Source organism: Paenibacillus chondroitinus NBRC 15376 (genome assembly GCF_004000765.1).
GTDB lineage: Bacteria > Bacillota > Bacilli > Paenibacillales > NBRC-103111 > Paenibacillus_E > Paenibacillus_E chondroitinus.
Genome location: NZ_BILW01000001.1, coordinates 408,942 through 432,954, shown reverse-complemented (window position 1 = coordinate 432,954; position 24,013 = coordinate 408,942). Strand labels below are relative to the sequence as shown.

Below are 24,013 nucleotides of genomic sequence, written 5' to 3'. Positions count from 1 at the left end.
GCCAAGATCGGTGAAAAAGGAGGAGTACGATGACGCCACTTGTCAGTATTTTGTTGCCAACCTTTGATCGTCCACAGTTTCTGGAGCAAGCGTTAGTCAGCGCACTAAACCAAACCTATCCTCATATTGAAATTATCATTTGCGATAATAGCCAAAATGATGCGACGGAGCAAGTGGTGAATTCGTACTTGACCTCACTGAACGGCAGCAAAATCAAGTACGTAAGAAACAAGGCAAACATCGGTCCGACGGCCAACCAGCAGAAGTGCTTTCGACTCGCAAAAGGTGAATATATCAACTACTTAATGGATGACGACTTGCTCCATCCGAGAAAAATCGAGCGCATGCTTCCCTACCTGATTGGAAACCCTAAAATTGGGCTCGTCACTTCGCTGAAGCAAATTATTGATCATTTCGGGGAACCGGTCCGAATATCCAAAACTCCCCCTTTCAAGCTATCCACTCTGAAGAAGCCTGCCATCAACGGGCAATCCTTAATCCAACGAATGCTGACCGACGCTACAAACTATATTGGCGAGCCGACAACGGTGCTTTTCAGAAAAGCGGATCTGCTTGAGCCTTTTGGTACCTTTGGCGGCAAACAAGCGTATAACAACGTCGATGTTGCCTCCTGGATTGCTTTGCTTGTCAACAAGGATGCTGTTTTTCTTGAAGAACCTTTGAGCTCATTTCGCAAACATCCTACCCAATTAACCAATACACTTTTGTCGAGAATGGGTTGCCAGTGCGATTGGATCGACGCTACCCTTTTGGCAAGAAAGCAGCGCATTTTTGATGACTCATCCACGTTTGTCAAAATGATTAGCAGGTTGGGAAAAATAGTACTGGACAATTTTTCGAATTGGAATGAAGCCACTCAAGGTTTATATCTGAATGAATTATTGGATAGAGTACATCAACTGGCGGTTGTCAGTGAGAAAACCAAAAAGCTATCCTCGCTCGCTAAGGATCTGAAAAAACTCACACAACAGCTCGAAGCTCAAAGAAAACCAGCCTAGTAACGATTGACGGTTGCGGCATTGCAAGATTGAGATTTTTCCACCTTTAGAGGAACACGTATGAAGGCCTGCTGTGATGCAGGTCTTTTTTGTATGCGCAGAAGATCGCCGGCTTATACAAAAAAATAGACCGCTCCTGCACAAGGCACAGGCATTCGGTCTATTTTCACGCTAGCTGCAAGGATTCCCGTAGCATACTGTTATTCCTTATGGAGCATATGAAGCCACGCTCTCAAGGACATACGCGACCTCTTCATCCGTCAAGTCAGGGAACAATGGGAGGGTAACGAGCTCGCGCCAAAGCGTATCCGCTATCGGCGTTTCCGCCTTATAAGGAACAAAGAGCGGATGCATGGTCAGCGGCATGTAATGCACACCGGTCGACACCCCTTTTTTCTTCATATGCAAAATAAACGATTCTCTCTCCTTCACACGAACAACAAATGCCCAATACGAGGAGTCGTTCAAATGGTAGGGGATTGCCGGCTGGACAAGTTGGCTGCCCGCAAGTCCGTCTACGTACTGACGAATGATCTCTTCTCTTCGGCGGTTCATCTTATCGAGCTTAGCCAATTGAACAAGGCCAATCGAGGCCATGAGATCGTTCATATTATATTTGTAGCCAATATCGGATATTTCATAATACCAGCTGTTGGCATCCGCATGATACGAGGCATTTTCTTCGTAACGCTCCCATGTATCTTTGTTGATGCCGACCCAACGTGAATGGCGCAAAGGCCGCAGCAGTTCAGGATCGTTCGACGAAATCATCCCGCCATCACCGGTTGTCATGCATTTCTTCTCTTCAAAACTAAAGCATCCGATATCGCCCCAAGTTCCCAGGGCTTTGCCCAAATATTTCCCTCCGGCCGAGTGCGCTGTATCCTCAATAACCTTCAACCCGCGCGCCCTAGCCCAAGGCATCAGCTTGTCCATGGGAACTGGATGGCCCATAAAATGAACAGGAATGACCGCTACGCAATCCGAATCATATTTGCGATCCAAATCTTCCAGACTTATGCCAAAAGTCGTTTCATCCACATCTACAAACACCGGAACCAACCCATTGTACAGAACGGCCATTGCCGTTGCCGCAAAAGTGACGACTGGCACCAGCACTTTTTTTCCCTTGGGAAATTTAAAAGCAGATAGAGCCAGATGCAGCGCCGCCGTGCAGGAATTGACCCCTACTGACTCTGCGCTGCCGATATAGCCGCTCCATTTTTTCTCAAACTCGCCTACTCGAGGACCAAGTCCAAGCCATGCTTTACCAAATACTTGCTGAATGCTTTCCAATTCGTCATTGCCAACAGATGGCTTGAACAGCCTTATATCCACGATTTCCCCTCCCCGTTTTCAAGCTCAATCATTTTACCGAATCTGCTCATAAAAGCTTCCCGGGTAACGACCATCGTGACCATTTCCCGTTCAGGATCACCTGACAGCTGACCTTCTACAGGTACCCAGCGGATGACTTCGCCCGAAACTTCTTTACGCAGCGGTGTGCGCTTCACTTCTACAGCCCCTAAAGTCTCATAAATATGAATCGCGCGGGCATTATCCGAAAGTACATTCAGATATCCTTTCTGTAAACCTAGTTCGCGCAAACTCCATGCTCCTAAAGTAAGAAGAGCATGCATCACAATATTGCCATAACGTCCTTTGCGGCCTCTTAGCAAATTATCATACTCACATGTATGGGCCACTTCATCATAGTGCATTAACCCAATCTGGCCGATTGGCGTCTGCTCTTCATCCTCCAGAATAAATAAAATCCGGTCATCCACTTCCAGGATCTGATGTTGTGCCCATGCCCTTGTACCTTCCTCATTCGCAGGGAATTGTGTGGCAAACCATTGGCCGGCAGCAACCCTCCAGTCCATTAACGCTTTGATGACTTCTTCATTTTCAATGGATTCTATCGTTAGCGGCTTAAGTTGTCCGAGCACCTTGCCATCGACGATGATCGGCAAACAATACGACGAGATTTGGTCGCTTCCCGCTTGTTTATATTCCCGTAGAATCGATTTCACCGATGAATCACCCTTTCTTTTTCGTATTCGTTTGTTTGATCAATTTGTTAATTGTTTTTTGGAGATCCGCAGCATTGAAAGGCTGAATCGGCTTTTGGTTCGACTTTTGATTTGGCTTTTGGTTCGGCTTTTGGTTCGTTTTCTTGTTCCCACCCTGAAGCAGTTGCTGATTGATCTGCTCAAGTGTCTGATGGTTCGTCTTCTGATTGTTAGACTTTTTCATCTTCCCTTGCTGTTTTTCAAATTCTTTGATCTGTTGCGGTGTCGCATAGCCTTGGTTGACGGCAAAAAATTTAAAGGTTTCGATATCCATCATGGCCACTTCTTTGGCCATCTCATGCTGCGACAACTGCTCCGTATGGTACCGCAAATAGCTGAGCGGCTGAACCATGTAGACACCTTTCCCTTTACTTAACAAACTAAGCCAACTCGCCATGTCCACAGCAAAATATGCCTGTCTGCCCAGCAGCATGCCAAAGGGCTCCGTCAGAGCTTTTCTTCGAAACAGAACCGTTGTCGGTTCGCCTAAATAATTAATTCGGTCTTCAAGTATCTTCTTTGTAAGCACTCGGCCGTCGACAATCGTATCTTTGGTGTACAATTGTTTAAACGTTCCAATTGGCGGAACATATAACTGACGGCCTGCAGCGTTAATCACTCTGCGCTGCGATGTGACCATCGTGACATCGGGATACTGGATTAAGTAAGCCATCATTTTTTCTATTTTTCGCAGGTGAAACAAGTCATCGTCCATGAGATAGTTAATAAATTCGCCATTTGCCAAATTTAAGCATTGCTGCTGATTTGCAATCGGACCCAGGTTTTGAGGGTTTTTGAAATATTTGATCTTAGCACCGCCAGGCATCTCTTGATATTTCTGGACGACCAGCTCCGTCTGATTGTTGTCGCTGTTATCGCTAACGATAATTTCAATATTGTCATACGTCTGATTAAAAGCACTCTGCAGCGCTAATTCAAAATAATGTGGCCTGTTATAGGTTGGAATTAGAATGCTAACAAGTGGATTCATCTCAATCTCTCCTTTTCAAAGTATCTAACGTTGGAAGCACCTGATCCTTCGCCGACATAATCGGCTGATCGACAGGCCATGGAATTTGAAGCGAAGCATCTTTCCACAAAATCCCGCCTTCATGCGCCGGTGAATAGACATTGTCTACCTTATAAACAACCTCGCAATTGTCCACTAAGGTACAAAACCCATGCGCAAAACCGGGAGAAATATAAACCATGGCAAAATTCTCCTCCGTTAACACTCTGCTTTCATAGCAGCCAAAGGTGGGAGAGTCTTGCCGTATATCAACAAACACATCCAGGATTGCTCCTTTGCTAACCCAAATGAGTTTCGTTTCTGCATGAGGCTCGTATTGGAAATGCAGGCCCCGAATCGTGCCTTTCTGTTTGGAAAATGAGCGGTTTTCTTGCACCCAATTGCGGTGAAGGCCATGCGTTTTCATGATATTTACATCATAGAGTCGGGTAAAATAACCCCGGTGATCGGTATTGGGAGCTAACGTAATGTCATAAATGCCCTGGAGATGGCCGGGTTTAATGATCATGCTGTCCACTCCCCTCTACATATTCCTGTATTTGTTTGCTGCAAATCTCCCTGCAATCTTCCGACTGGTCGTAGGCTTTGACCCATTCAATCGATTTCGTAATCGCCATATCGAGATTCCAGCGAGGTGACCACCCTAGTAAATCGCGTGATTTCATGCAATTTAATCGCAAAACAGGAGCCTCATGCGGATGCTCCGCCGAATCGATGAGATAGGCCGCTTGATCTCCCCATTTCTGGCATAAGCTGCTTACGACTTTCTCTACTGAGATCGTATCTTCCTCATTAGGACCAAAATTCCACGCTGCTGCATACTGCTTGTCATCATAAACATGCTGGGCCAGCAGCAGGTAACCGTGAAGCGGCTCAAGGACATGCTGCCAAGGGCGAACGGCATGCGGATATCGGAGCTTAACCGGCTCATTTTGAAGAATAGCCCGGAAGCAATCGGGTATCAGCCGATCTTCGGCCCAATCTCCGCCGCCAATGACGTTGCCGGCTCTCGCCGACGCAAGCGCAACCGGCACGATCCATGCTTGTTCTTCCTTTTCAAACATTTGTCGATAGCTGGTTACGATCAATTCCGTTAAAGCTTTGCTGTTCGAGTAAGGATCGCCGCCGCCTAAACGGTCATCTTCCCGGTATCCTCTCTCCTCATCCAATTGCGAATACACCTTATCGGTTGAAACATGGATAACCGCCTTGATGGGGGCATTGTTTCTCTTAGCTTGACGTACAGCCTCTAGTAAATGAATGGTTCCCATTGTATTAATCTCGTACGTTTCTATGGGATTCAAATAAGAGACTCGAACCAGCGGTTGAGCCGCCAAGTGAAAAATGATATCCGGAGCTGCTTCTACAATAGCTTCAGATAACGCCGTCATATCGCGAATATCAGCAATATAAGACGATACCACGTCCTTCATTCGGCAAAGCTCAAATAAACTCGGCTCCGTCGGCGGCTGTAAGGAATATCCGGTCACGTTAGCTCCCATGCCTTGCAACCATAAGCTGAGCCAAGTTCCTTTGAACCCTGTATGACCTGTGACAAATACGTTCTTGCCCTTCCAGAAGTCGGCGTTAATCCGAATCCGGTTGTCTGGCATGTTTGTTCCTCCTCCCATTCGATTATCTTGATAGAGAAACAGATTCTATCAAATGTTTTTCATATCAAAATATCGTATGATCGCTAGAGCAAACCCGAAAGCGGCAAAAATCTAGTCTATGAAAATAAAAATAATAAGCTATCATCCAATCACATCTGCAAAAACTTACATAACATAGATACTAGAGAGGAGGGATAGCAAATGAGTCAACTTTTAGAAAAACTTGAAGAAATGCTTAAACAACTTCCAGGTGGAGTAACAGAAGGACCTGTTGGCGCTGTTTTACAAAAACTTGGTGAACTCCAAGCCGCTATGGATGCAAACATGGATAACCCGACAAGCTCCCAATGGCTGAACCAGCTTCAAGCCGAAATTGGCAAATTGAACTTGGGTGAAAACACAATGACAGACATTCAAAACATTCTTAATCAAATCACGAGTATTTCCGGTACAAACGTTCTTCCGGGAACAGCCATTCCTGCAGTTCTTGATGCCGTACGTCAATTCGTAGCTCAACTCAACGTAACAAATCCGACGCCAGAAACGATCTCCGCAAACTTGGCAGCACTTCGTGGACTTGTGTCTCAAATTGAAGGAATTTTGACTGGTCAAATGAGCGCATTAAACCTGAACCAAGACACAATCGCTAGCCTATTGAAACAATTTAAACTTACGAAGTAATCAAAAAAAGACCTTCCCGAGTAGATTTATCTACAAAGGAAGGTCCTTTTTTTGTTTCTTATTTCAAATCGCTTGTGCGACCTCACTTGCTCCAGGCTCCCCGTATAAAAGAAACGCTTGAGCAGCGGCTATCCGAGCCAAAGGAATCCGGTATGGCGAACAGCTTACATAATCCAAGCCGATTCGGTGACAGAAAAGAATCGACTCCCTGTCTCCGCCATGCTCCCCGCAGATGCCTGTTTTTAAAGACGGCTTTACTGATCGTCCTACATTCACTGCCAGTTCAATTAATTGACCGACGCCTTCGGTGTCTAGCACCTGAAACGGATTGTGCGGCAGCAGCTTGTGATTGACATAATGGGTCAGGAACTTCCCTTCCGCATCATCACGGCTATAGCCAAATGTCATCTGCGTCAAATCGTTCGTGCCGAATGAGAAGAAATCGGCATGTGCTGCAATCTGACGTGCCGTTAATGCAGCTCGCGGCACCTCAATCATCGTCCCAACTTTGTATGGACATTCGCGCAGTTTGTCTTTCCCCAGTACTTGCTGCGCCACGAAGTCAACGAGTTCTCTTAGAATTTTCAACTCGTTGGCATGGCCGACGAGCGGAATCATGATTTCCGGATGCACCCGGACACCTGCGTCAATACACGTGGAAGCTGCGCGGAAAATGGCCTCAATCTGCATATCGTAGATTTCCGGATATACAATCCCTAAGCGGCAGCCCCGCTGTCCCAGCATCGGGTTCGCTTCATGCAGCGCTTGCACCTTGCGGAGCAAGGATGCGACTTCCTCTTTTTCCTTGATGGATCCATCACGTTCGTATGTCAGCTGGGCATGCCTTTTTTGCAGCTCATCGAGGTTAGGCAGAAATTCATGCAGCGGTGGATCGAGCAAGCGAATTGTTACCGGCAGGCCATCCATCTGCTCGAAAATCCCTTCAAAATCAGACTGCTGCATCGGAAGCAGTTGGGCAAGCGCCTTCAAGCGCGCTTCCTTGTCTTCTGCAAGGATCATGCGCTGAACAACAGGCAGACGAGCCGGGGAGAAAAACATATGCTCCGTTCGGCATAAGCCAATTCCCTCGGCGCCAAGATGCCTTGCGATACCGGCATCGTGCGGATTATCCGCATTCGCAAACACCTTCAGCGTACGAATTTCATCCGCCCACTCCAGCATAATGAGCAGCTCATCTGTCATTCGTGCTTCAATCAAAGGCATAGCCCCTGCAATAACACGACCTGTTGCACCGTCCAAGGTGATCCATTCCCCTTCTTCCAGGAGCCGGTTCTGCGCAAACATGCGCTTCTCTTCCGGCACGATCCGCATCTCTTCACAACCGCACACGCATGGCTTCCCCATCCCTCTGGCGACAACCGCTGCATGGCTTGTCATTCCGCCTCGGCTTGTAAGCACGCCCTCCGCAGCGATAACGCCATGAATATCCTCCGGCGTCGTCTCCGTTCTGGCGAGGATAACGGTCCTGCCAGCCCGCACCCATTCTTCCGCCGTATCGGCGTCAAAAACGAGCTGGCCAACCGCTGCGCCAGGTGAAGCCGGAAGTCCCAGCGCCAACACATCGATGACCGCCCCTTCATCAATCCCTCGATGCAGCAGCTGATCCAGATGCAGCACTTCAATGCGGCTGACGGCATCCTGCTTGGTCAATACACCTTCATGCACCAAATCAACTGCGATCTTAAGCGCAGCTTGGGCGTTTCTTTTGCCGCATCGCGTCTGAAGCAGGTACAATGTATTGTTTTCCACCGTAAATTCAATGTCCTGCATGTCCTTGTAATGCTTCTCAAGCTGCTTGGAGGCGCCTAGAAGCTGCTCATAAATAGCAGGCATTTCCTCTTGAAGTGCGGCAATAACCAGCGGTGTGCGGATCCCGGCGACGACATCTTCCCCTTGCGCATTGATTAAATATTCACCAAAAAAGGTGTTTTCTCCCGTAGACGGATTTCTCGTAAAAACGACGCCTGTGCCTGAGTTCTCTCCCATATTGCCAAAAACCATGCTCTGCACATTGACGGCCGTTCCCTGCTCATCCGGTATCCGATTCAGTTTCCGGTAAGTTTGTGCCCTGGCATTGTTCCACGATTTGAAAACAGCTTCAATCGCCAGCTTCAACTGCTCATAAACATTCTGCGGGAAGGCTCGGCCCGTTTTGCTCAAAATGCAAGCCTTATACGCCTCAATTAGCTCCTTCCACCCGTTAGCAGTCACATCCTGATCCTGGTGAGCGCCCTCCTTCTCTTTCAAGCGATGCAGCAAGCTTTCAAACTGGCCGGACTCTATGCCAAGCACGACGCTGCCAAACATTTGCAGCAAGCGCCGGTAACAGTCGTAAGCAAACTTTTCGTTGTTTGTATGCGCAGCCAATCCTAAGACCGTTTTATCGTTCAAGCCTAAATTCAGTATCGTATCCATCATCCCCGGCATCGAGCTGACCGAACCGGAACGCACAGAAACAAGCAGCGGATTGTCTGCATCACCGAACGTTTGATTTTTCTGTTTCTCCAGCTGATTAAGCGAAGCTTCAACTTGTTCAAGCAGTGCGTCCGAGAGGCGATTTCCCTTTTCAAAAAAGGCTAAACAAGCTTCCGTCGTGATGGTGAACCCAGGTGGAACGGGAAGACCGGCGCGCGTCATCTCCGCTAGATTGGCCCCCTTTCCGCCAAGAAGAGCTATCATTGAGGCGTCTCCCTCCTGGAAGGGGACCACCTGTTTCTGCGTCGTCATTCGGATGCCTCCTTATTGTTATCTTTCCGTGCGCAACCTGGGCAAACTACATAAAACTTTTTGTACCCATCCGTAGGCAGCGTTGCAAGTACTTCGTTACAGGATTTACAAATAATGAGACCAAGTTCATTGGGCTGGGCAGCTACTCCCGCTTCCATTGTTACACTGATTGTATGAGACATGACGTTCCCTCCTTTTCGAGCGTGCTTTCTGCACGAGAGATATAAGCTACTTCGTCTATGACTCGACTAGCGTAACCCCATTCATTGTCATACCAGGCTAAAAGCTTAATTTGATTATCTTTCGTCATCATAGTAAGACCATCTATAATAGCGGATTTCGCATTGCCGATGTAATCCGCGGATACAAGTGGCAGCTCGTTGTAGTCTACAAAGTCCGCCATTGGGCCGGCAACTGCCTGTTTCATGGCTGATTTTACTTCCTCAATATGCACGTTGCGACCAACCGCCACTTGAAGATCCAACAGCGAGACATCTTGTGTCGGCACACGCACCGATACTCCTTGGATCTGTTCAGCAAGATGCGGCAAAACATCCGCCAGCGCTTTCCCCACCCCGGTGGAAGTCGGAATAATGGCGTTCGTGCAAGATCGGGCACGGCGTAAATCTTTATGCGGATTATCCAAATGATTCTGATCATTCGTAAAGGCATGCACCGTTGTCATCCATCCCGTTTTGATCTGAAATGCCTGATCTAAGATGTGCAAAATAGGCGCAATACAGTTCGTTGTACAAGAGGCTGCGGAAATCAAGTGATGCCGCAAAGGATTGTACGTACCTTCATTAACCCCCATGACCAACGTCACATCCATACTTGTTCCGGGTGCCGTAATCAGAACTTTCTTGGCACCTGCGAACAGGTGGCGTTCAGCTCCATGCCGATGGTTAAACTTCCCCGTGGCATCGATAACCATTTCAACGCCTAGTTCTTTCCAAGGCAACAGATCCGGCTCTCTTTCACAAACAACGCGAATGGATTGTCCGTTAATGATCAACACGTTATCTGGAGTAACCTCAATTCTGGCGTCCCAAGTGCCATGCACGGAATCGTACTTCAACAAATGGGCTAAAACATGAATGGGACAAGTTGAGTTTACTACTGCTATTTGGAAATCCTGCTGCGAACCAGTCAACGCTTTTCTCAAGACGAGCCTTCCAATTCTTCCAGTACCGCTGAGTCCAACTCGCATCTCCATCCCCCTTATCACGTTTAGTACGTCATAAATGTAACACAAGAATATATATTACACAATATATATTTGTTTATTTGGATGAAAAGGGGCTTATGGTGCACATATAGATTATAAATAAATATATATTACATACTAATTATGTGGTACTGAAAGCTGATCCCTTTTACCAAACTAAACCAAATATTAGCTAAAATTAGTCGATACGACTAAAATTCAAAGGAACTACAGGGCGCTATTCAGCTAAAAATTGGGAGTCCCGCTGCTGAATGGGAACTACAGGATCTTATTTCAGTGAAATGCGCCACTTCACTGCTCAAAAGGCCAAAATAAGGTCCCAATGTTCCCTCTGATTTGTGCAAATGACCTTTTGCACTCAAATAGAGCCCTGTAGTTCCTTTACAGCTGCTTCCAGCACCGTCTCGTTCCATACGCGATAATGAAACAGGAAATGCTTCATTAGCGGTCAGATCACGCCATTTATCACACCACTTTGACTCATCACCAATTGGAGCCTGCAACAGCATCCATGTTGTACTTAATGCAACCATTTGGCTGTGATTAGGCCAAAGATCGCCTCTAAGTTGCAGTTTGTGCAACCATTTAATCGGTAAGGCGCTTACAAAGCACCTTTTCGCAACAAATAGTTGTATATTGTGCAACGAAAAACCGCCTTCGCGGTCAAACCAGGCCATTACGTTGTATATAATGCAACGTAAGCCTTCAAATTTGAATTAGACTTCAACTATGCTGCTCAAACGTCCCATCGTCACCTCATTCCTCATACATTTATTACTAGTCCCCATCCCACTACACCACTGATTACTAATCACCCATTACCATCCCTCATACGCCAAACCATTGTCACTTAAAACCATCTCTCCCCCAACACCCATCACTTAACCTTCAACAGGAAATTGTACTGCTAATTTGCTCATATCTGCTGCTCTCTCGCCAGTAGATGGAAATTATCCAGCTAATTCTTCAACTTTCGTCCCAAATGAGGTGAATCGACTGAATTACCTGCACAATTTCCAGTTGCTCGCAAGCGAACTGGTAGCGCGAAAAAAATACCGTCAGGATGAATTTCCATCCTAACGGTGTTTGTTGTTAGCTATTGGATAATCTGACTAGCCACTTTCACAAGATCGTCTAGATCGATTTTGTTATCTCCAGTAACATCGGCTTTCTTCACAAGCAACCAATCCGGGCTGCTCGAATCTTTACCGTAGTTGGCAGCGATCATGGCAAGGTCGCCAATCGACACTTTGTTGTCGCCATTGATATCGCCAGGTGTGCCTGGAGCAGGGATTGTAATCGAGACGTTCGCCGATCCAAGCGTTGCGCTCGTTTCGTGCCCCGTTGCATCCCCGAGTACCGCCGATTCAACGGCCAATCGAGCTGTTGCCGGTTGCGTGATGTCTTTCGCTTTAAAAGTCAACTCCAGCACATCGCCGCTGCCGATGATGGCATGACCCGCTCCTTCGCTCGCGACGATGAAGCGAACTTTACCTGGTGTTGTTTCTGATTTGGACACCAAGCTGATACCCAGTTGAGCAGGCTTCGCTGAAACAAGTTCCATTAGCGAAGTATCATAACTTATCGTTAAATCCTGAGCGTAAACCGCTTCGGTAACATTGGATAAGACCAGACCTACCGTAAAGGTTTGCCCCGTTTGAACCGAGCTAGGTACTATCAGCGTTGTTGCTGGTACACTCACTACTTTCGTTACCGTAATTTTTGCTGTCGCATGGAAATTGCCATCAGCAGTTGTCGCTGTAATGCTCGCACTACCTGATTTTAGGCCAGTTACGATCGTTTTGCCTTCGACAACTTCAACCTTCGCAACCGATTCATCGCTGCTGGACCAGGTCACATTTTTATTCGTCGCATTCTCCGGCTGCACCATCGCCTTCAATTCCACGGTGCCACCTTCAGCAATAGAAACATCCGTTTTGTCGAGTACTACACCAGTCACTGCATGTACGGTCTCATCTGTTACTCGGATGTTATCTACAACAAGCTGGCCTCCGAGCTCGGCACTGCTGTTATCTGCTCCCTTGAGGATAGCAAGGTAAGCATTTTTGGCATTGTCTGTCGTGAACGTCAAGTCAACCGTACTTGCTCCCGCTGGCAACGTTTTGGTCGCCAGATCTCTCACTGTGCCGTTATCATTCACACGAACGGCAACTGTGAACTGATTAGCCACATCCGCCTTGGCCTGCATTGTCAAATGATACTTTTCATTTGTCTCGAGACGCAGTGTTTGCGGCAGTGTACGCAGCCATTCACCTGCTCCGCCTTCATTTGTTTTCAGCGAGAAATTGCCATCCAACACATAGGATTTCACTTGATTTTCGCCTTTTTCTACCATATGCGTCTGCACATTGCCTGCTTTCGCATAAACAAAAGGTCCCCATGCTTCATCGACATTCTCGAAATCTTCATTCAGCACAGTGCCTGCTTGATCTGTTTTCCCCGGGTTCTCCCAAATCCGTACATCGTCGAAAGATACCGTTCCAGCACCTGGCGCTACGTTAAGTGCAAGTGTTGCTTTATCGCTTACTGCATCAAAGTTCACTTTCACACGTTGGAAATTCGTATTGTAATATTTGTGCTGTGGAGCGAAATATTTCAGCTTCGTATCTTCCAAGTAGTTGGACACTTCAATGTCGCCCTGTTTCACGCTAATCGACGACTTGCGATCCGCTCCATATACGTTCACCCAGACGGATGCGCTGTAGGTTTTGCCTGGTTCAAGTCCTGTAATAACTTGCTCGACTTTCGCATCGTCTGGCCCTTTCACTTCCAAATAATCGTCAGCGTTGCTGTTTTTCTTGAAGCTGATGTGATCCGTTGTTCCAGCGGAAGACGATTTACTCCAAGTTGCCCACTTATGGCTGTCAAAGCCCGGATCCTTGACCGGACTGCCATCGCCCCAGATCGTTTCCGCCTGTTGCGGTGCCGCTGTCTTGTACAGCACATAACCGACATTGGACTCGGCGTTCAGGGTCACTTGCCCGTTCGTTATGTTCACGTCCCCGACGAACTGACGATCTGTATCCGTAAGCTTATACAGCTTCGCAGTTTGCACGCCGCTCCATGACGCAGGGACCTTCCATGTCGTGCTGCCGCCAGCTGGATTCCAGTGATAAATCTTATCTTCTTTCACTGGATCCCAAGGGATGAAGATCATGCTGTTACTGATATCGGTGGAATCCGTCATAATTGCGATATCATTGCCGTCTTTCGTCAGATGAATTTTTCCGTCTCCAGCGCGTGCAACCGATACGTTACCTTCAAAATCGACGCGATCTTTCGTCATTTTCATAATCGGGAAATGCTGCATGTACTTCGTCGGTAAGTTCTGGTTAAAGAACGTTTTCGTCACTTCTTGATAGCTGTAGAATTGGGAATTAGGCTGCCAATAACCGACGCCTGACTGCTTGTTGCCTTTCAAAAGCGCATCGCTCATAAAACCGTCCACATTCGTGTTGCGAATGAACCTGACAATTTTACTGTCATCGCCTTGATTCGGATACCCTGGATCTGTTCCCCAGTGAACCCATGAGGCTTGTTCTTGCAGCGGGCCTGCAAATTCCGTGCCGAGCATCCAGCCGTTGCCATTAATATAATCGGCCAGCTTCTTCGCATTCCAGCCTGCCCCTGTATAAACATCGACATACACGAAGTCCAAATTATCGCCTGTATCTGCTTTCAACATATCCAAGCGCCGTTTCAACTCGCCGGACTCAATGTCTTTGCGCTGGTCAACATAATACGCTTGATCGAGCCAGCCCCACCCTTTGCTCAGCGGTGCAATCAAGTTCGCCATCTTCGTTTGGAATGCGTCCAGATGGTACTCAGTGGCGTTAATGTGCACGCCGCCTTTGATGTTATACTTCTTGCCTTCCGTCAGGAAGTAGTTGAAGTCATCCTTCCCGCCTTGGCGAATACCGATATGCCCGCCGTAATCCGGGTGCGAATCGTCGTGTCCTTCCGCTTGATACCCCTTCTGCAGGACAATTTGGCCGAACTCGTCGGTTAGATGCGCAATTTTCTTGGCGTGGTCCAGCGAACGCAGAAATGGCATACCTGTTGTTGCGATGTTCATGCTAATCCACGAGATGTTATCTTTAATCATGTCACTTCCGTAAGGCATATCGGAATGGCTGCGGTACACGACGGCACCGTCCTGCCAATCAAGAATCCCGTCATTATTCGCATCCGGCGTAATAATGACTTTCGACCATGGCAGCTCTTCCGGAGCCGGTGCAACCATGCTTTCACGGTACGTCCAAGCGCCGTTAGCCAGCGCAGCAACTTTCTCGCCAAGCGCCCCATCCGAAACACTCGTGCGTACTTTATCGTTGCCATTGATGACATTATTAACAATCGTGGCTGCCAGTTTATCGGAGTTGACGAATCCGAATGTACGGCCGCTTGGATTCAAGTTTTGCGCTCCATTTTTCAGGTCATTGTATTCCTCAAATACTTTATTCCACTCACCGGTGAACCAAGCTGCCGTCTCCTGTGCTTTCGGCTGTGTCGAAGATACGGAAGCTAGACTATGATTCGGAAATTCAATACTTTTAACCTTAGTCGAACCGTTTTCCTTGATCTCGGTGAACTTCATATCAAGCGTATTGTCCACGACTTCCATTTTTACCTTCAGCTGAACGGCCAGCTCTTCCACATTCATCGTGTAGATCACGCTGTTGCCCACTTTTTCCGCCGTCGTCTTCGGCCAATACTCTTCCCCATTGATTTTCACAGCGTAAAGATAATTTTTCTGCCCGTTCATGACAGCGCCGGTTGCTTTCCATACGTAGTTGTCTACACGCGGGAACGTACTATCCAGTTCGGCTTTCATCGTAGCCGACTCCGATACAAAGTTAACGGCATTCGGATCCTGCTTAGGCGGCGTAGGCTTCGTATACGGGGTCACTTTCGTATCATCAAGGTACATTGTTTTACTGTCGAACCATGTTCTCATCCCGATTTTACCTGGAGCAGAAGGCATATCTCCAACCGTTGCAGCAGCAACCTTTTCTCCGTCGATCCATAAAATAATATCCGAGTCCACATATCTCAGTTTTATATCATAGGTTTGGTTGGTAGACATAGATTTGGAAGCGATCGTGCCATAGTATTCCGTACCGTTTTTCAAGTAATAGTAGAGCCAATTTCCGTTATCATAGACAACACCGGCAAAGTTACTCACATCAATATACCGGAACAAAAAGCCATATCGGCCTTGCCCGCTCTCGACCTTCAGCTTTGTTTCCAATTCGGCGTTCTGATAGGAGGGCGAGTTATCATCCACCATTAATGTTACCCCGGATGTAACAACTTTGAGCATATTGTTGACGACGCTAAAAGTCGCGTTGCCCGAAGCTTTCTTCCAACCGCCAACCTGTCCGTTATTGTAATCCTGGAAATAAGCATCCCCATCGGCAGCTAATGCTGTACCTCCTGGGACTGCGGCATACATTTGCAAAGCTGTAAGTAAAGCTAACGAAACTGTAACGCTTTTTTTCAACTTGCGACTACTGGACTTCATACAACCATTCACCCTCCCTGAATAGGTTCCCCTGTTCCCAAACTTTCGCGAAATTCCGACATGATACGACATGTATCATTGAAGGCGCGATGTAACACTGAAATGCTTCTCTGGCATGCCTTAATCATACTTTCTTTGCAAGCGCATACAAATGATCTTTTTTGCTTTAGTTTTGATGTTTTTTGAACCAGGCTACCCTTCCAGGAGGAGAGGATAGCCTCGGATAACCTCGGTGATTATTTTAAAATTTTGGCTGCTACTGCCGCAAGATCATCAATATCTACTTTTTTATCATGATTAATATCCGCTGATTTGTATTGATTCCAGTCCGCATCTGCATCTGTTTTTCCATAAGCTGCGGCTACCATAGCCAAGTCCCCGATTGATACTTTGCTGTCTCCGTTCAAGTCGCCGCCATCATGACACTTAATAAAGCTTTCTTTTTGAGAAGCGCCTTCAAAAATTTGCGCAAAACTATCACCCTTTCTGTATTTGTGTTTCCTTACCAGCGAACAATACAAATCGTAGCAGCAGTTTTTTCTTCTAACTATTGAAAAATTTACGTAAAAAGTTGATTTTTCTCCTATTTTAGTCGTTCGGAAAAATGTGCCACAACATTGCGCGATACGACTTATATCATAGATGACATACAGGAATAAACGTCATCGTCGTAGGACGAACGCTATTCTTTGAGCCCTGCGCTCCCTTGCCCTCCCTTCCCTTCCCTTTCCTTTCCCAGGGGGGCTCTGAATATCAAGCTACTTTACCCACCTTCCACAATCCAACCACTGTACTCACCATGCTGCAACTTTCCACCCAACTAGACAAAGAAAGACTAGCGGAGATTTCCGCTAGGGGAGATCCTAAGAGAACTGACGTCCTCTATTTCAAAGATACCATGTAGATTTTCACGATGAGCGGAACTACAGGGTCTTATTTCTGCTAAATGGTCCACTATTCAGGCGAAATGCCGAAATAGTGGACCTCAGTTCCCTCTAGCTCGCTCTAATGGCTAATATCGTTGAAATAGCACTCTAGCGTTCCCTTATTTGCATTTCACTGTGCACTCTGCGCTTTGCACTCCGTACTTGCACTTGCATTCGCTCACGGCTCTCAACACTCAGCTCACGGCACTCGGCATTCTGCACTCAGCATTCGCAACTCCGCACTTCACGCCTCGCGCCCCAACCTCACTTCAACAAACTCTCCCGGTACAGCTTAGGGCTGTACCCCGTCGTTTTTTTGAACATACGGCTGAAATGCTCAACATTCAAATAACCGACGCTTTCGGCTATGTCGGTAATCTTAAAGCCCTTCTTTTTCATCAATCGCTTGGATTCTTCGATACGCAAATGCGTTAAGTACTGAATGAAATTGCTGCCGACTTCCTTCGTAAACTGCTTGCTCAAATAGCTTTCGCTAACGCCCACCATCTCGCTGATCAACGCCAGGTTGACGTCTTCCATATAATGAAGATCAAGGAATTGCTTAGCCGTCGCCACCACGATGCTGTAGCTGCTATCCGCTTTTTCCTTCCCATGAAGCCAGCTGTACAAATTTGTGCAAATGCGATACAGCCAGCTTTTCGTTTCCTCCAAAGTCTCCAAACTTCTCATATATTCAAAAGGATGCTGAAGCTCTTCCTCCAGCTCATCCCAACGTATCCCTTTGCGGTGCAATAAGCCTCCCAGCTCCCAGAGCAAATTCTCTAGTGCAGCCTGAACATCCTGAGGCCGCCATCCCCATGTTTGCCCGAGCAGCAGCTGCATTTGCTCAAACTCCTTGCCCCACAACTCCGAATTGTCCTGTTCGAGCAGTTGAGTGATGGCTGCCCCATTCGCTTTCAGCGTTAGCTGCAGCTTGCGAACGTGGTCCTGACCGGCATTCCCACCAGCTCCGGCTCCAGCTCCAGATCTTCCCTGATCCATACAGCTTTCAGGATAAAACACTTTGTTCCATCCGGCATAAAAGCTCATCGCCGCCAAATGTGCTGCCTGTTGGTGCAGACGGTACCAATGTTTCGTTCCGCTGGCCAGTTCACTCACACCGATCGAGATCGACACGTTCACATACTGAATCAGCCGGGTTTGCATCATGGTGAAAGCAGATTGCACCTTTTCGCGTATCACGCTTTCGCTTCGATATTGGACCAAGGTGCAGAAAAGCACGTATTCCGTTCGGCTTTTCCGGTAGATGAAGTGCCGAATCGACATAGCGTCCAATACGGTCTGTACCGACTGCGTAATAAAACGCTGCGTTTTCGCATCATTCAAGCTTCGTTCCTGCCTGCTGCCAAGTGAACCTTGCGAAACGGTCATAACGGCAACCAACTGATTCACTTCACCAAGCCATTCGTGAATACCTGTTGTTGCTACGGCAGTCGCCTCTTCCTGCTGATTCGGATCTAACGTGATGAGCTGTCGAAGAATTTCACTTTTCGCGTCAATATCATCTTCAATCTCACTTGTCGGCAGCGAATTTAACGGAGGTTCCTCTTTACTCAGTTCGTTGACCGCCTTCAAAATGACAGGCACAAGATGTTCCTCATCCATATCCGCCTTCACGATGAAATCAATAGCACCAAGCAAAAAGGCTTCCCTCACGTAGCTGTAATCGCTATAGGCACTTAACATGATCGTGACGGGTCTCCGCTTTTCCTTAACAGGCGTGTAAGCCCGCAGCAGTTCAATTCCGCTAAGCCTCGGCATCTCGATATCAAGGAGCATGAGATCGATATCGCCACGCTGCTTCAGAATGTCATGTGCCTCCGCTCCGTCAGCAGCCTCGACTTCGACCACGATGCCCATACTCGGCCAATCGATCATATGTTGAAGCGCAAGGCGAACAAGCGGTTCATCGTCAACAATCATCATTTTAAGCAACCGATTCATCCTCCATTGGCCAAGTTGACTGCTTCCACCTTATCCTTTAACAGCCCCATCCATGAGACCTTTGAAAATATAACGTTGAAACACGATGTAGAAAATGGCGCTAGGCAGCAGCACGATAATAATCCCAGCGCAAAGCTGTGATAAATCGGAACTGCGTGTGCTGACAAACGCTGTCAATGAGGTCGCCAACGTCGCCAATTTCGCGCTAGGCATGTATAACTGTTGGACAAAGATATCGTTCATTATTGTAACACTTTTTAGTATAGCTAGTGTAGCCGTTGCTGGCAGCAATAACGGGAAAATAATCGAGCGGAAAATGCGCACATAAGAGGCGCCATCCAACATCGCACTCTCGTCGAGCTGTACGGAAATCTTTTCGAGAAACTGCATATAAATGTAGATCTGCATAATATCGGTTCCGATATAAATCAGCAGTGGCGCGCCCAGTGTATTGTAGACACCCAGAGCATGTATGAGCTGAAACCTGGCAATTTCCGTCGTATAGGCCGGAATGATCATGGCAGCCATAAACATCATGAGAATCACTTTTTTCATCCGAAACTGAAAACGATTAAGCACATAAGCTGTCATCGTACCGAGCAGCATATTCCCGAGCATACTCAACACAACAAGCAGCACAGAATTGCCCAAACCGCGTATCATATTGCCCTCTTTCAAGGCGCTGACGTAGTTATCGATATGGAGAAAGCTTTGGGGCAGCGAAAAAGGCGACGTTTCGGCCAGCTCCAGATTTGTTTTAAAAGAACCAAATACGACCAGCAAAATGGGGACGAACACGATTGCTGCCATTAAAGTAAACAAAACATAATAAACGATATGGCCAACTAATCGCTGTGTGCTCATCGAACGAGTCCTGCTCGGCACTTCCGGCTTGTAGGTTTGTTTCAATAGCTGTGTACGTTCCATGTCAAGCTTCACTCCTGTCTTTCACAATCCAAGCCTGCAGCGCTGAAAAACTAATAATTAATAACAAGAGCATAACGGCCATAGAGGAGGCCAAACCGTAATTGTTATACGTAAACGCCGTTTGAAGCGAATATAAACCAAATGTCGAGCTTGCGCTTCCCGGACCGCCATTTGTCATGACAAGCGGTATATCATACTGCAGCAGAGCTCCTGATACATTCATAAACAAGATGATTTCTACGACCCGACGGATGCCTGGCAGTGTAACAAAACGCTGCTGCTGCCAAAAGTTCGCTCCATCGATTTCAGCCGCTTCATACAGATCCTTCGGAATCGACTGCAGACCGGCTAGAAACAAGACAACATGCACACCGCTGTAACGCCAAAGCGAGACAACCACTAAGGAATAATTAACGACGTTGGAGTCGCTCAGCCAGCTTTGAATCCATGATTCCAGCCCGACTGCCTTTAACAACTCGTTCAGCGGACCATTAATTGGGTTGTAAATGTAGCTAAACATATATGCCACAGCAATCCCGTTAATAATGTAAGGCATTAGCACGGAAAAACGAAAGAATGCACTCCCACGCAGCACTCTGTTCAGCAGCACGGCTGTCGTCAATTCGAGTGGAATAGCGATGGTATGGAGCAAAAAATACACACCGTTATTCCTAATCGCTTGCCACGCTTCAGGGAAATCAAACAACATCCGGACATAATTCTCGAAGCCGATGTACTTGAAGCTAGGGCTGTAGCCATCCCAGCTTGTGAAACTGTAGCGGAATAACTGCAGCGTCGGATAGATAAGAAATAACAGCAAGAGTGAAACCGGTATAAGTAAAAACGAGAAAATTACGACTTTTTGCTGCATGCGATAATTCATATGATCACTCCTGTATATAAGAGAAGACACTATGCCAGTCGCCTAGGTAGTGCCCTCTCTTCCAAACTTATTTGTTCGATTCAACCGCTTTTTTCCACTTGTTGTTTAAGTCTTTTTCCACGGTTTCGATCGGTTTGCCAGAGTAAATTTCTTGTGCTGCTTTTTTGAAATCAAATTGAGCTGCGCCGCTTACTTTCGCAAAAGCCTCATCTGTCGCATTGTAAATGAACGGTTTAAACGGATACTTTTCCGTCCATTTGTTGAAGAAAGGAATTTCCGAGTTCACGCCGTTGATGGTGGAGAACTGTTGAGCGTTATTGATATAACTTTGATAAACGTCTTTGCTGAACATCCACTCAAAGAAGGCTTTAGCTTCCGCTGCGTTTTTGCTGTTCTTGTTGATCCCGATATTCATATCGGACAACGTCATAGCCGTTAACGGCTCGCTTTCTGTGCTTCTGAAAGGAAGCGGGAATACGCCAACGTCATCGTCCGTTTTTACACGGTTCACATAATCACCGTAGTACCATTGACCGGCAGCAATCATTGCCGCCTTCTTCGATTCGAACAATTGCGTGGATTGATCGAAGGAGATCGAGAGCGCATCTGGTCCTGCCAGTTTTTTGCTCGACATTTCTTTAATCACTTTTCCGACTTTATCAAATGTGCTGCCATCGCCAAACGGTTCAGGTGTTTTCGCCAAAGTAGCCAAGTAATTCTCATCCCCGGAGAGGATATGCGGTCCGAATTCCATGAACGGATAGAACGTCCAATCTTCCTTACCTCCGATGGCAATCGGCGTGTATTTGCCGTTTGTTTTAATTTTCTCCATCGTTGACATCAACTCAGGTAATGTTTTTGGTACTTCCAGGTTCAATTCCTTGAAAACGCTGGGATGGAAGTAAACGAATTCGGAGAAGGAAACGAGTGGTGCTCCCAATATTTTTCCATCGATTTTTGCCGGGAATTTATTATTTTTGGCCCCGTTCAGGTCATCGAGCGGAAGCAGCGACTGCTTATAAATTTGCATATGGGCCGGTTTCAGGTAGAACAGATCAGGTAAATCATTTGCAGCTAAACGAACCTTTAAATATTGGCCGCCGTTGTCCGGCACTTTTTCCACTTCTACGGTGACATTCGGTTTTAATTTGGTGTAATCTTTCACTTTCTCCTGCCAAAACGTAATGTCTCCCTTGGCATCCCACATCGCCAGTTTCAGCTTAACCGGATCAGCCGGTTTCGCAGTTGGCGCAGCAGCCGCTTGGGTTTCAGCCGGCTTGGTCGATGCTGCTGGCTGTGTAGCCGCATCTTTGCCGCAGCCTGTTAATGCACTCAACATCACGATCCCACTAACTAATGCGGTACCCATTAATCTTCTTTTGCCCATCTTCGTTACCCCTCCAATGATTGATTCTATAATCATTTGTTCTACTCTTATCATACCCGCTATGTAAACGCATCCAAATGATCTTTTCGGCTATAGAGTTGATCTTTTTTGAACTACAGCGACTCCTCATCTTTATTTTTAAAAATAAGCGGAATTTTCATCGTGACCTTCGTTCCCTCCGGTTCATTCGCAGCCAGGGTTAAGCCGTAATCCTCCCCGTGATGCAGCTGAATACGGTGGTGCACATTGGCAAACCCCATTCCCGAGAACGTATGCGGGCTGCTTTTTGCTCGGAATTGCGTTAGCTGTTCCTCGGTCATTCCCTCACCGTTATCCACAATGACGATGTACAAGCTGCCTTCATGAACATTAGCTGCAATGACGATTTTACCTTGCGATTCCTTGCCCGCCATCCCGTGTACAATGCTGTTCTCCAGAACCGGCTGCAGCAGCAGCTTGAGCAAATATTTTGACTCCGCCTGCGGATCAATCTGCCATTCGACTTCAAATTTATGGCCATAGCGGATTTCCATGATGTATAAATAATGCTTTAAATTTTCGATTTCATCGGAAAAGCGCGTAAGAATGCCTCCCCGGTTAAAAGAAGAAGAAACAAGCCGCATCAAGGCATTGGTCATGTTCCGAATATTATCCACCTTGCTGATGAGCGCCATCAGCTTAATGGCATTCAACGTATTAATGAGAAAATGCGGGTTGATTTGCGATTGCAAGGCAGCGAACTCCGCCTTCCGCTTCATTTGCTCCTCTTCTTCGCGCTGGCGAATCAACAACTTAATCTGGTCCAGCATATGATTGAATGTGCGTCCAAGCGTAGCCATCTCGGCGATGCCCGATGTGCCGATTTTGGCATTCAGATCCCCTTCCATGACCAGGGACATCTTGCGTACCAGCACATGAATGGGTCTCGTAAGGCCTTTCACCAAATAGAATGAAATGAGCAAAAATACCGCAATCACAGCAAAGGTAGCAAGCAGTACGATCTTATAAATTCGGTTATAATTGGCAGTCAACTCGCTATACGGAATTTCATGCACGACTTTCCACCCTGTTTGCCCAACCGCCGCATACGTGACAAGCATCTCCGTCTCGCTGGCTTTATCGATAAAATGCCCTTCACTAGCTGATTTTATTTGCTCAAGCCGTGCCAGACTGACACTCGTTTCATCCCAGTTGCTGCTTGATGCAATCACTTGCCCTTCCCCGGTCACAATAACAAACGCTGATTTATCATAGGGCTGCTGCAGAAAAATTTTTTCGAACGCTTCTTCATTTAATGTAAAACAAACCATTTCAACGTCGCTCAACGTATGAAAAGCGCTCGGGGCAATGGCCGCCGATAACCCTGCCGGTTCGGTCTGGCCAAACAGCTTCATACGCTGCAGGCCTAGAAACTGTACGTTATCCGTTTGCTTCAACGTTCTCCGATACCACTCCATGGCGCGAACCTCCTGCTCATCCGTGGACAGATTTTGCTGGAATGAATATACGCCGCCGTCTTTATAAAAAAAATGAATCGCCAGAAGTTGGCTTGACATCGAATACGTATATCGACTTAGCGCACGTTCCATCGCATTAATGTACGTATAGCGATTGCTTTCATCCGCTTGATGCAACTCAGTCGCAATCGATAAAATATCCCGATCGACGCCGACTGCCGCCGTCACATACTCAATTTTGCTAATCTCTTGTTGGGCAGAATAAGTGACCGCATGCAGCGTCTGCAGCGAACGTTCTGTCGTTTGCTGCAGCAGATCTCGTTTATAAACTTGCAGAATCATGGTCGAAATGATCACGATGGGGAACACCACCATCACAACTAACAAAACATGGAGCGTCGCCGAAAACGTCCACGGTTTAGCAAACAACTTCATCCTGGGCACCCCGTCATGTCAAAATACTTTTGCTGTCTTTCTCACCTTACATTCGGTTATTCTGAGGAAATGTCCTTTTTCTCATTTTGGATTCGAC

General features: G+C 47.0%; 18 protein-coding genes. 2 read left to right on the top strand and 16 right to left on the bottom strand.

The genetic code is table 11. The features are described from left to right. The first annotated feature begins 29 nt into the window (after positions 1-29). Positions 30-1,019 carry a glycosyltransferase family 2 protein gene (locus PCH02S_RS01585; protein WP_127449377.1) on the top strand — a complete coding sequence of 330 codons (990 nt, stop codon included), beginning with the start codon at positions 30-32 and terminating at the stop codon, positions 1,017-1,019. A 207-nt stretch (positions 1,020-1,226) separates the two neighbouring features. Here PCH02S_RS01585 and PCH02S_RS01580 read toward each other — a convergent pair whose 3' ends face one another. From PCH02S_RS01580 to rfbG, 5 genes are read right to left on the bottom strand one after another with little or no spacing between them, the layout of a single operon-like run. Further along, positions 1,227-2,357, bottom strand: a complete 1,131-nt coding sequence (locus PCH02S_RS01580; RefSeq protein WP_127449375.1) for a DegT/DnrJ/EryC1/StrS family aminotransferase — start codon at positions 2,355-2,357, stop codon at positions 1,227-1,229. After that, complete coding sequence (locus PCH02S_RS01575) at positions 2,348-3,052, bottom strand: GNAT family N-acetyltransferase (RefSeq protein WP_127449373.1); 705 nt, start codon at positions 3,050-3,052, stop codon at positions 2,348-2,350. Before PCH02S_RS01575 ends, PCH02S_RS01580 begins: the two co-directional genes overlap by 10 nt. Positions 3,053-3,059: 7 nt before the next feature. Next, a complete protein-coding gene (locus tag PCH02S_RS01570; protein ID WP_127449371.1) occupies positions 3,060-4,082 on the bottom strand; it encodes a glycosyltransferase family 2 protein in 1,023 nt (340 codons plus the stop codon). A 1-nt stretch (position 4,083) separates the two neighbouring features. After that, a complete protein-coding gene (rfbC, locus tag PCH02S_RS01565) occupies positions 4,084-4,629 on the bottom strand; it encodes a dTDP-4-dehydrorhamnose 3,5-epimerase (RefSeq protein ID WP_174806715.1) in 546 nt (181 codons plus the stop codon). Further along, positions 4,619-5,734, bottom strand: a complete 1,116-nt coding sequence (gene rfbG / locus PCH02S_RS01560; protein ID WP_127449367.1) for a CDP-glucose 4,6-dehydratase — start codon at positions 5,732-5,734, stop codon at positions 4,619-4,621. Before rfbG ends, rfbC begins: the two co-directional genes overlap by 11 nt. Positions 5,735-5,935: 201 nt before the next feature. Here rfbG and PCH02S_RS01555 point away from each other — a divergent pair, with 201 nt between their 5' ends. Beyond that, positions 5,936-6,415 (top strand): hypothetical protein, encoded by a 480-nt coding sequence (locus PCH02S_RS01555; protein WP_127449365.1) that lies wholly within the window; start codon positions 5,936-5,938, stop codon positions 6,413-6,415. Between the two features lie 63 nt (positions 6,416-6,478). Here the strand turns inward: PCH02S_RS01555 and ppdK are convergent, their stop codons facing one another. From ppdK to PCH02S_RS01505, 11 genes are all read right to left on the bottom strand, one after another. Further along, positions 6,479-9,163 (bottom strand): pyruvate, phosphate dikinase, encoded by a 2,685-nt coding sequence (gene ppdK, locus PCH02S_RS01550; protein ID WP_127449363.1) that lies wholly within the window; start codon positions 9,161-9,163, stop codon positions 6,479-6,481. Next, entirely contained in the window at positions 9,160-9,345 is a 186-nt protein-coding gene (locus tag PCH02S_RS01545; protein WP_127449361.1) for a GapA-binding peptide SR1P, read from the bottom strand. The genes ppdK and PCH02S_RS01545 overlap by 4 nt, the downstream gene beginning before the upstream one ends. Further along, entirely contained in the window at positions 9,324-10,379 is a 1,056-nt protein-coding gene (gene gap / locus PCH02S_RS01540) for a type I glyceraldehyde-3-phosphate dehydrogenase (protein ID WP_127449359.1), read from the bottom strand. The genes PCH02S_RS01545 and gap overlap by 22 nt, the downstream gene beginning before the upstream one ends. Positions 10,380-10,612: 233 nt before the next feature. Then, positions 10,613-11,035 (bottom strand): hypothetical protein, encoded by a 423-nt coding sequence (locus tag PCH02S_RS01535; RefSeq protein ID WP_127449357.1) that lies wholly within the window; start codon positions 11,033-11,035, stop codon positions 10,613-10,615. Between the two features lie 452 nt (positions 11,036-11,487). Next, positions 11,488-15,936: an endo-alpha-N-acetylgalactosaminidase family protein gene (locus PCH02S_RS01530; RefSeq protein WP_164819392.1), complete on the bottom strand. Its 4,449-nt coding sequence runs from the start codon at positions 15,934-15,936 to the stop codon at positions 11,488-11,490. Positions 15,937-16,172: 236 nt separating this feature from the next. Beyond that, a complete protein-coding gene (locus PCH02S_RS35525) occupies positions 16,173-16,343 on the bottom strand; it encodes a dockerin type I domain-containing protein (protein WP_268597081.1) in 171 nt (56 codons plus the stop codon). A 783-nt stretch (positions 16,344-17,126) separates the two neighbouring features. Then, a complete protein-coding gene (locus tag PCH02S_RS01525) occupies positions 17,127-18,809 on the bottom strand; it encodes a response regulator transcription factor (RefSeq protein ID WP_246068923.1) in 1,683 nt (560 codons plus the stop codon). A 48-nt stretch (positions 18,810-18,857) separates the two neighbouring features. Then, entirely contained in the window at positions 18,858-19,754 is an 897-nt protein-coding gene (locus tag PCH02S_RS01520) for a carbohydrate ABC transporter permease (protein WP_246068904.1), read from the bottom strand. A gap of 1 nt (position 19,755) precedes the next feature. Then, positions 19,756-20,637, bottom strand: coding sequence for a carbohydrate ABC transporter permease (locus PCH02S_RS01515; RefSeq protein WP_127449351.1), 882 nt, complete (start codon positions 20,635-20,637; stop codon positions 19,756-19,758). A gap of 67 nt (positions 20,638-20,704) precedes the next feature. Further along, positions 20,705-22,024, bottom strand: coding sequence for an ABC transporter substrate-binding protein (locus PCH02S_RS01510; protein WP_164819389.1), 1,320 nt, complete (start codon positions 22,022-22,024; stop codon positions 20,705-20,707). Between the two features lie 113 nt (positions 22,025-22,137). After that, entirely contained in the window at positions 22,138-23,916 is a 1,779-nt protein-coding gene (locus PCH02S_RS01505) for a sensor histidine kinase (protein ID WP_127449347.1), read from the bottom strand. Positions 23,917-24,013 lie beyond the last annotated feature (97 nt).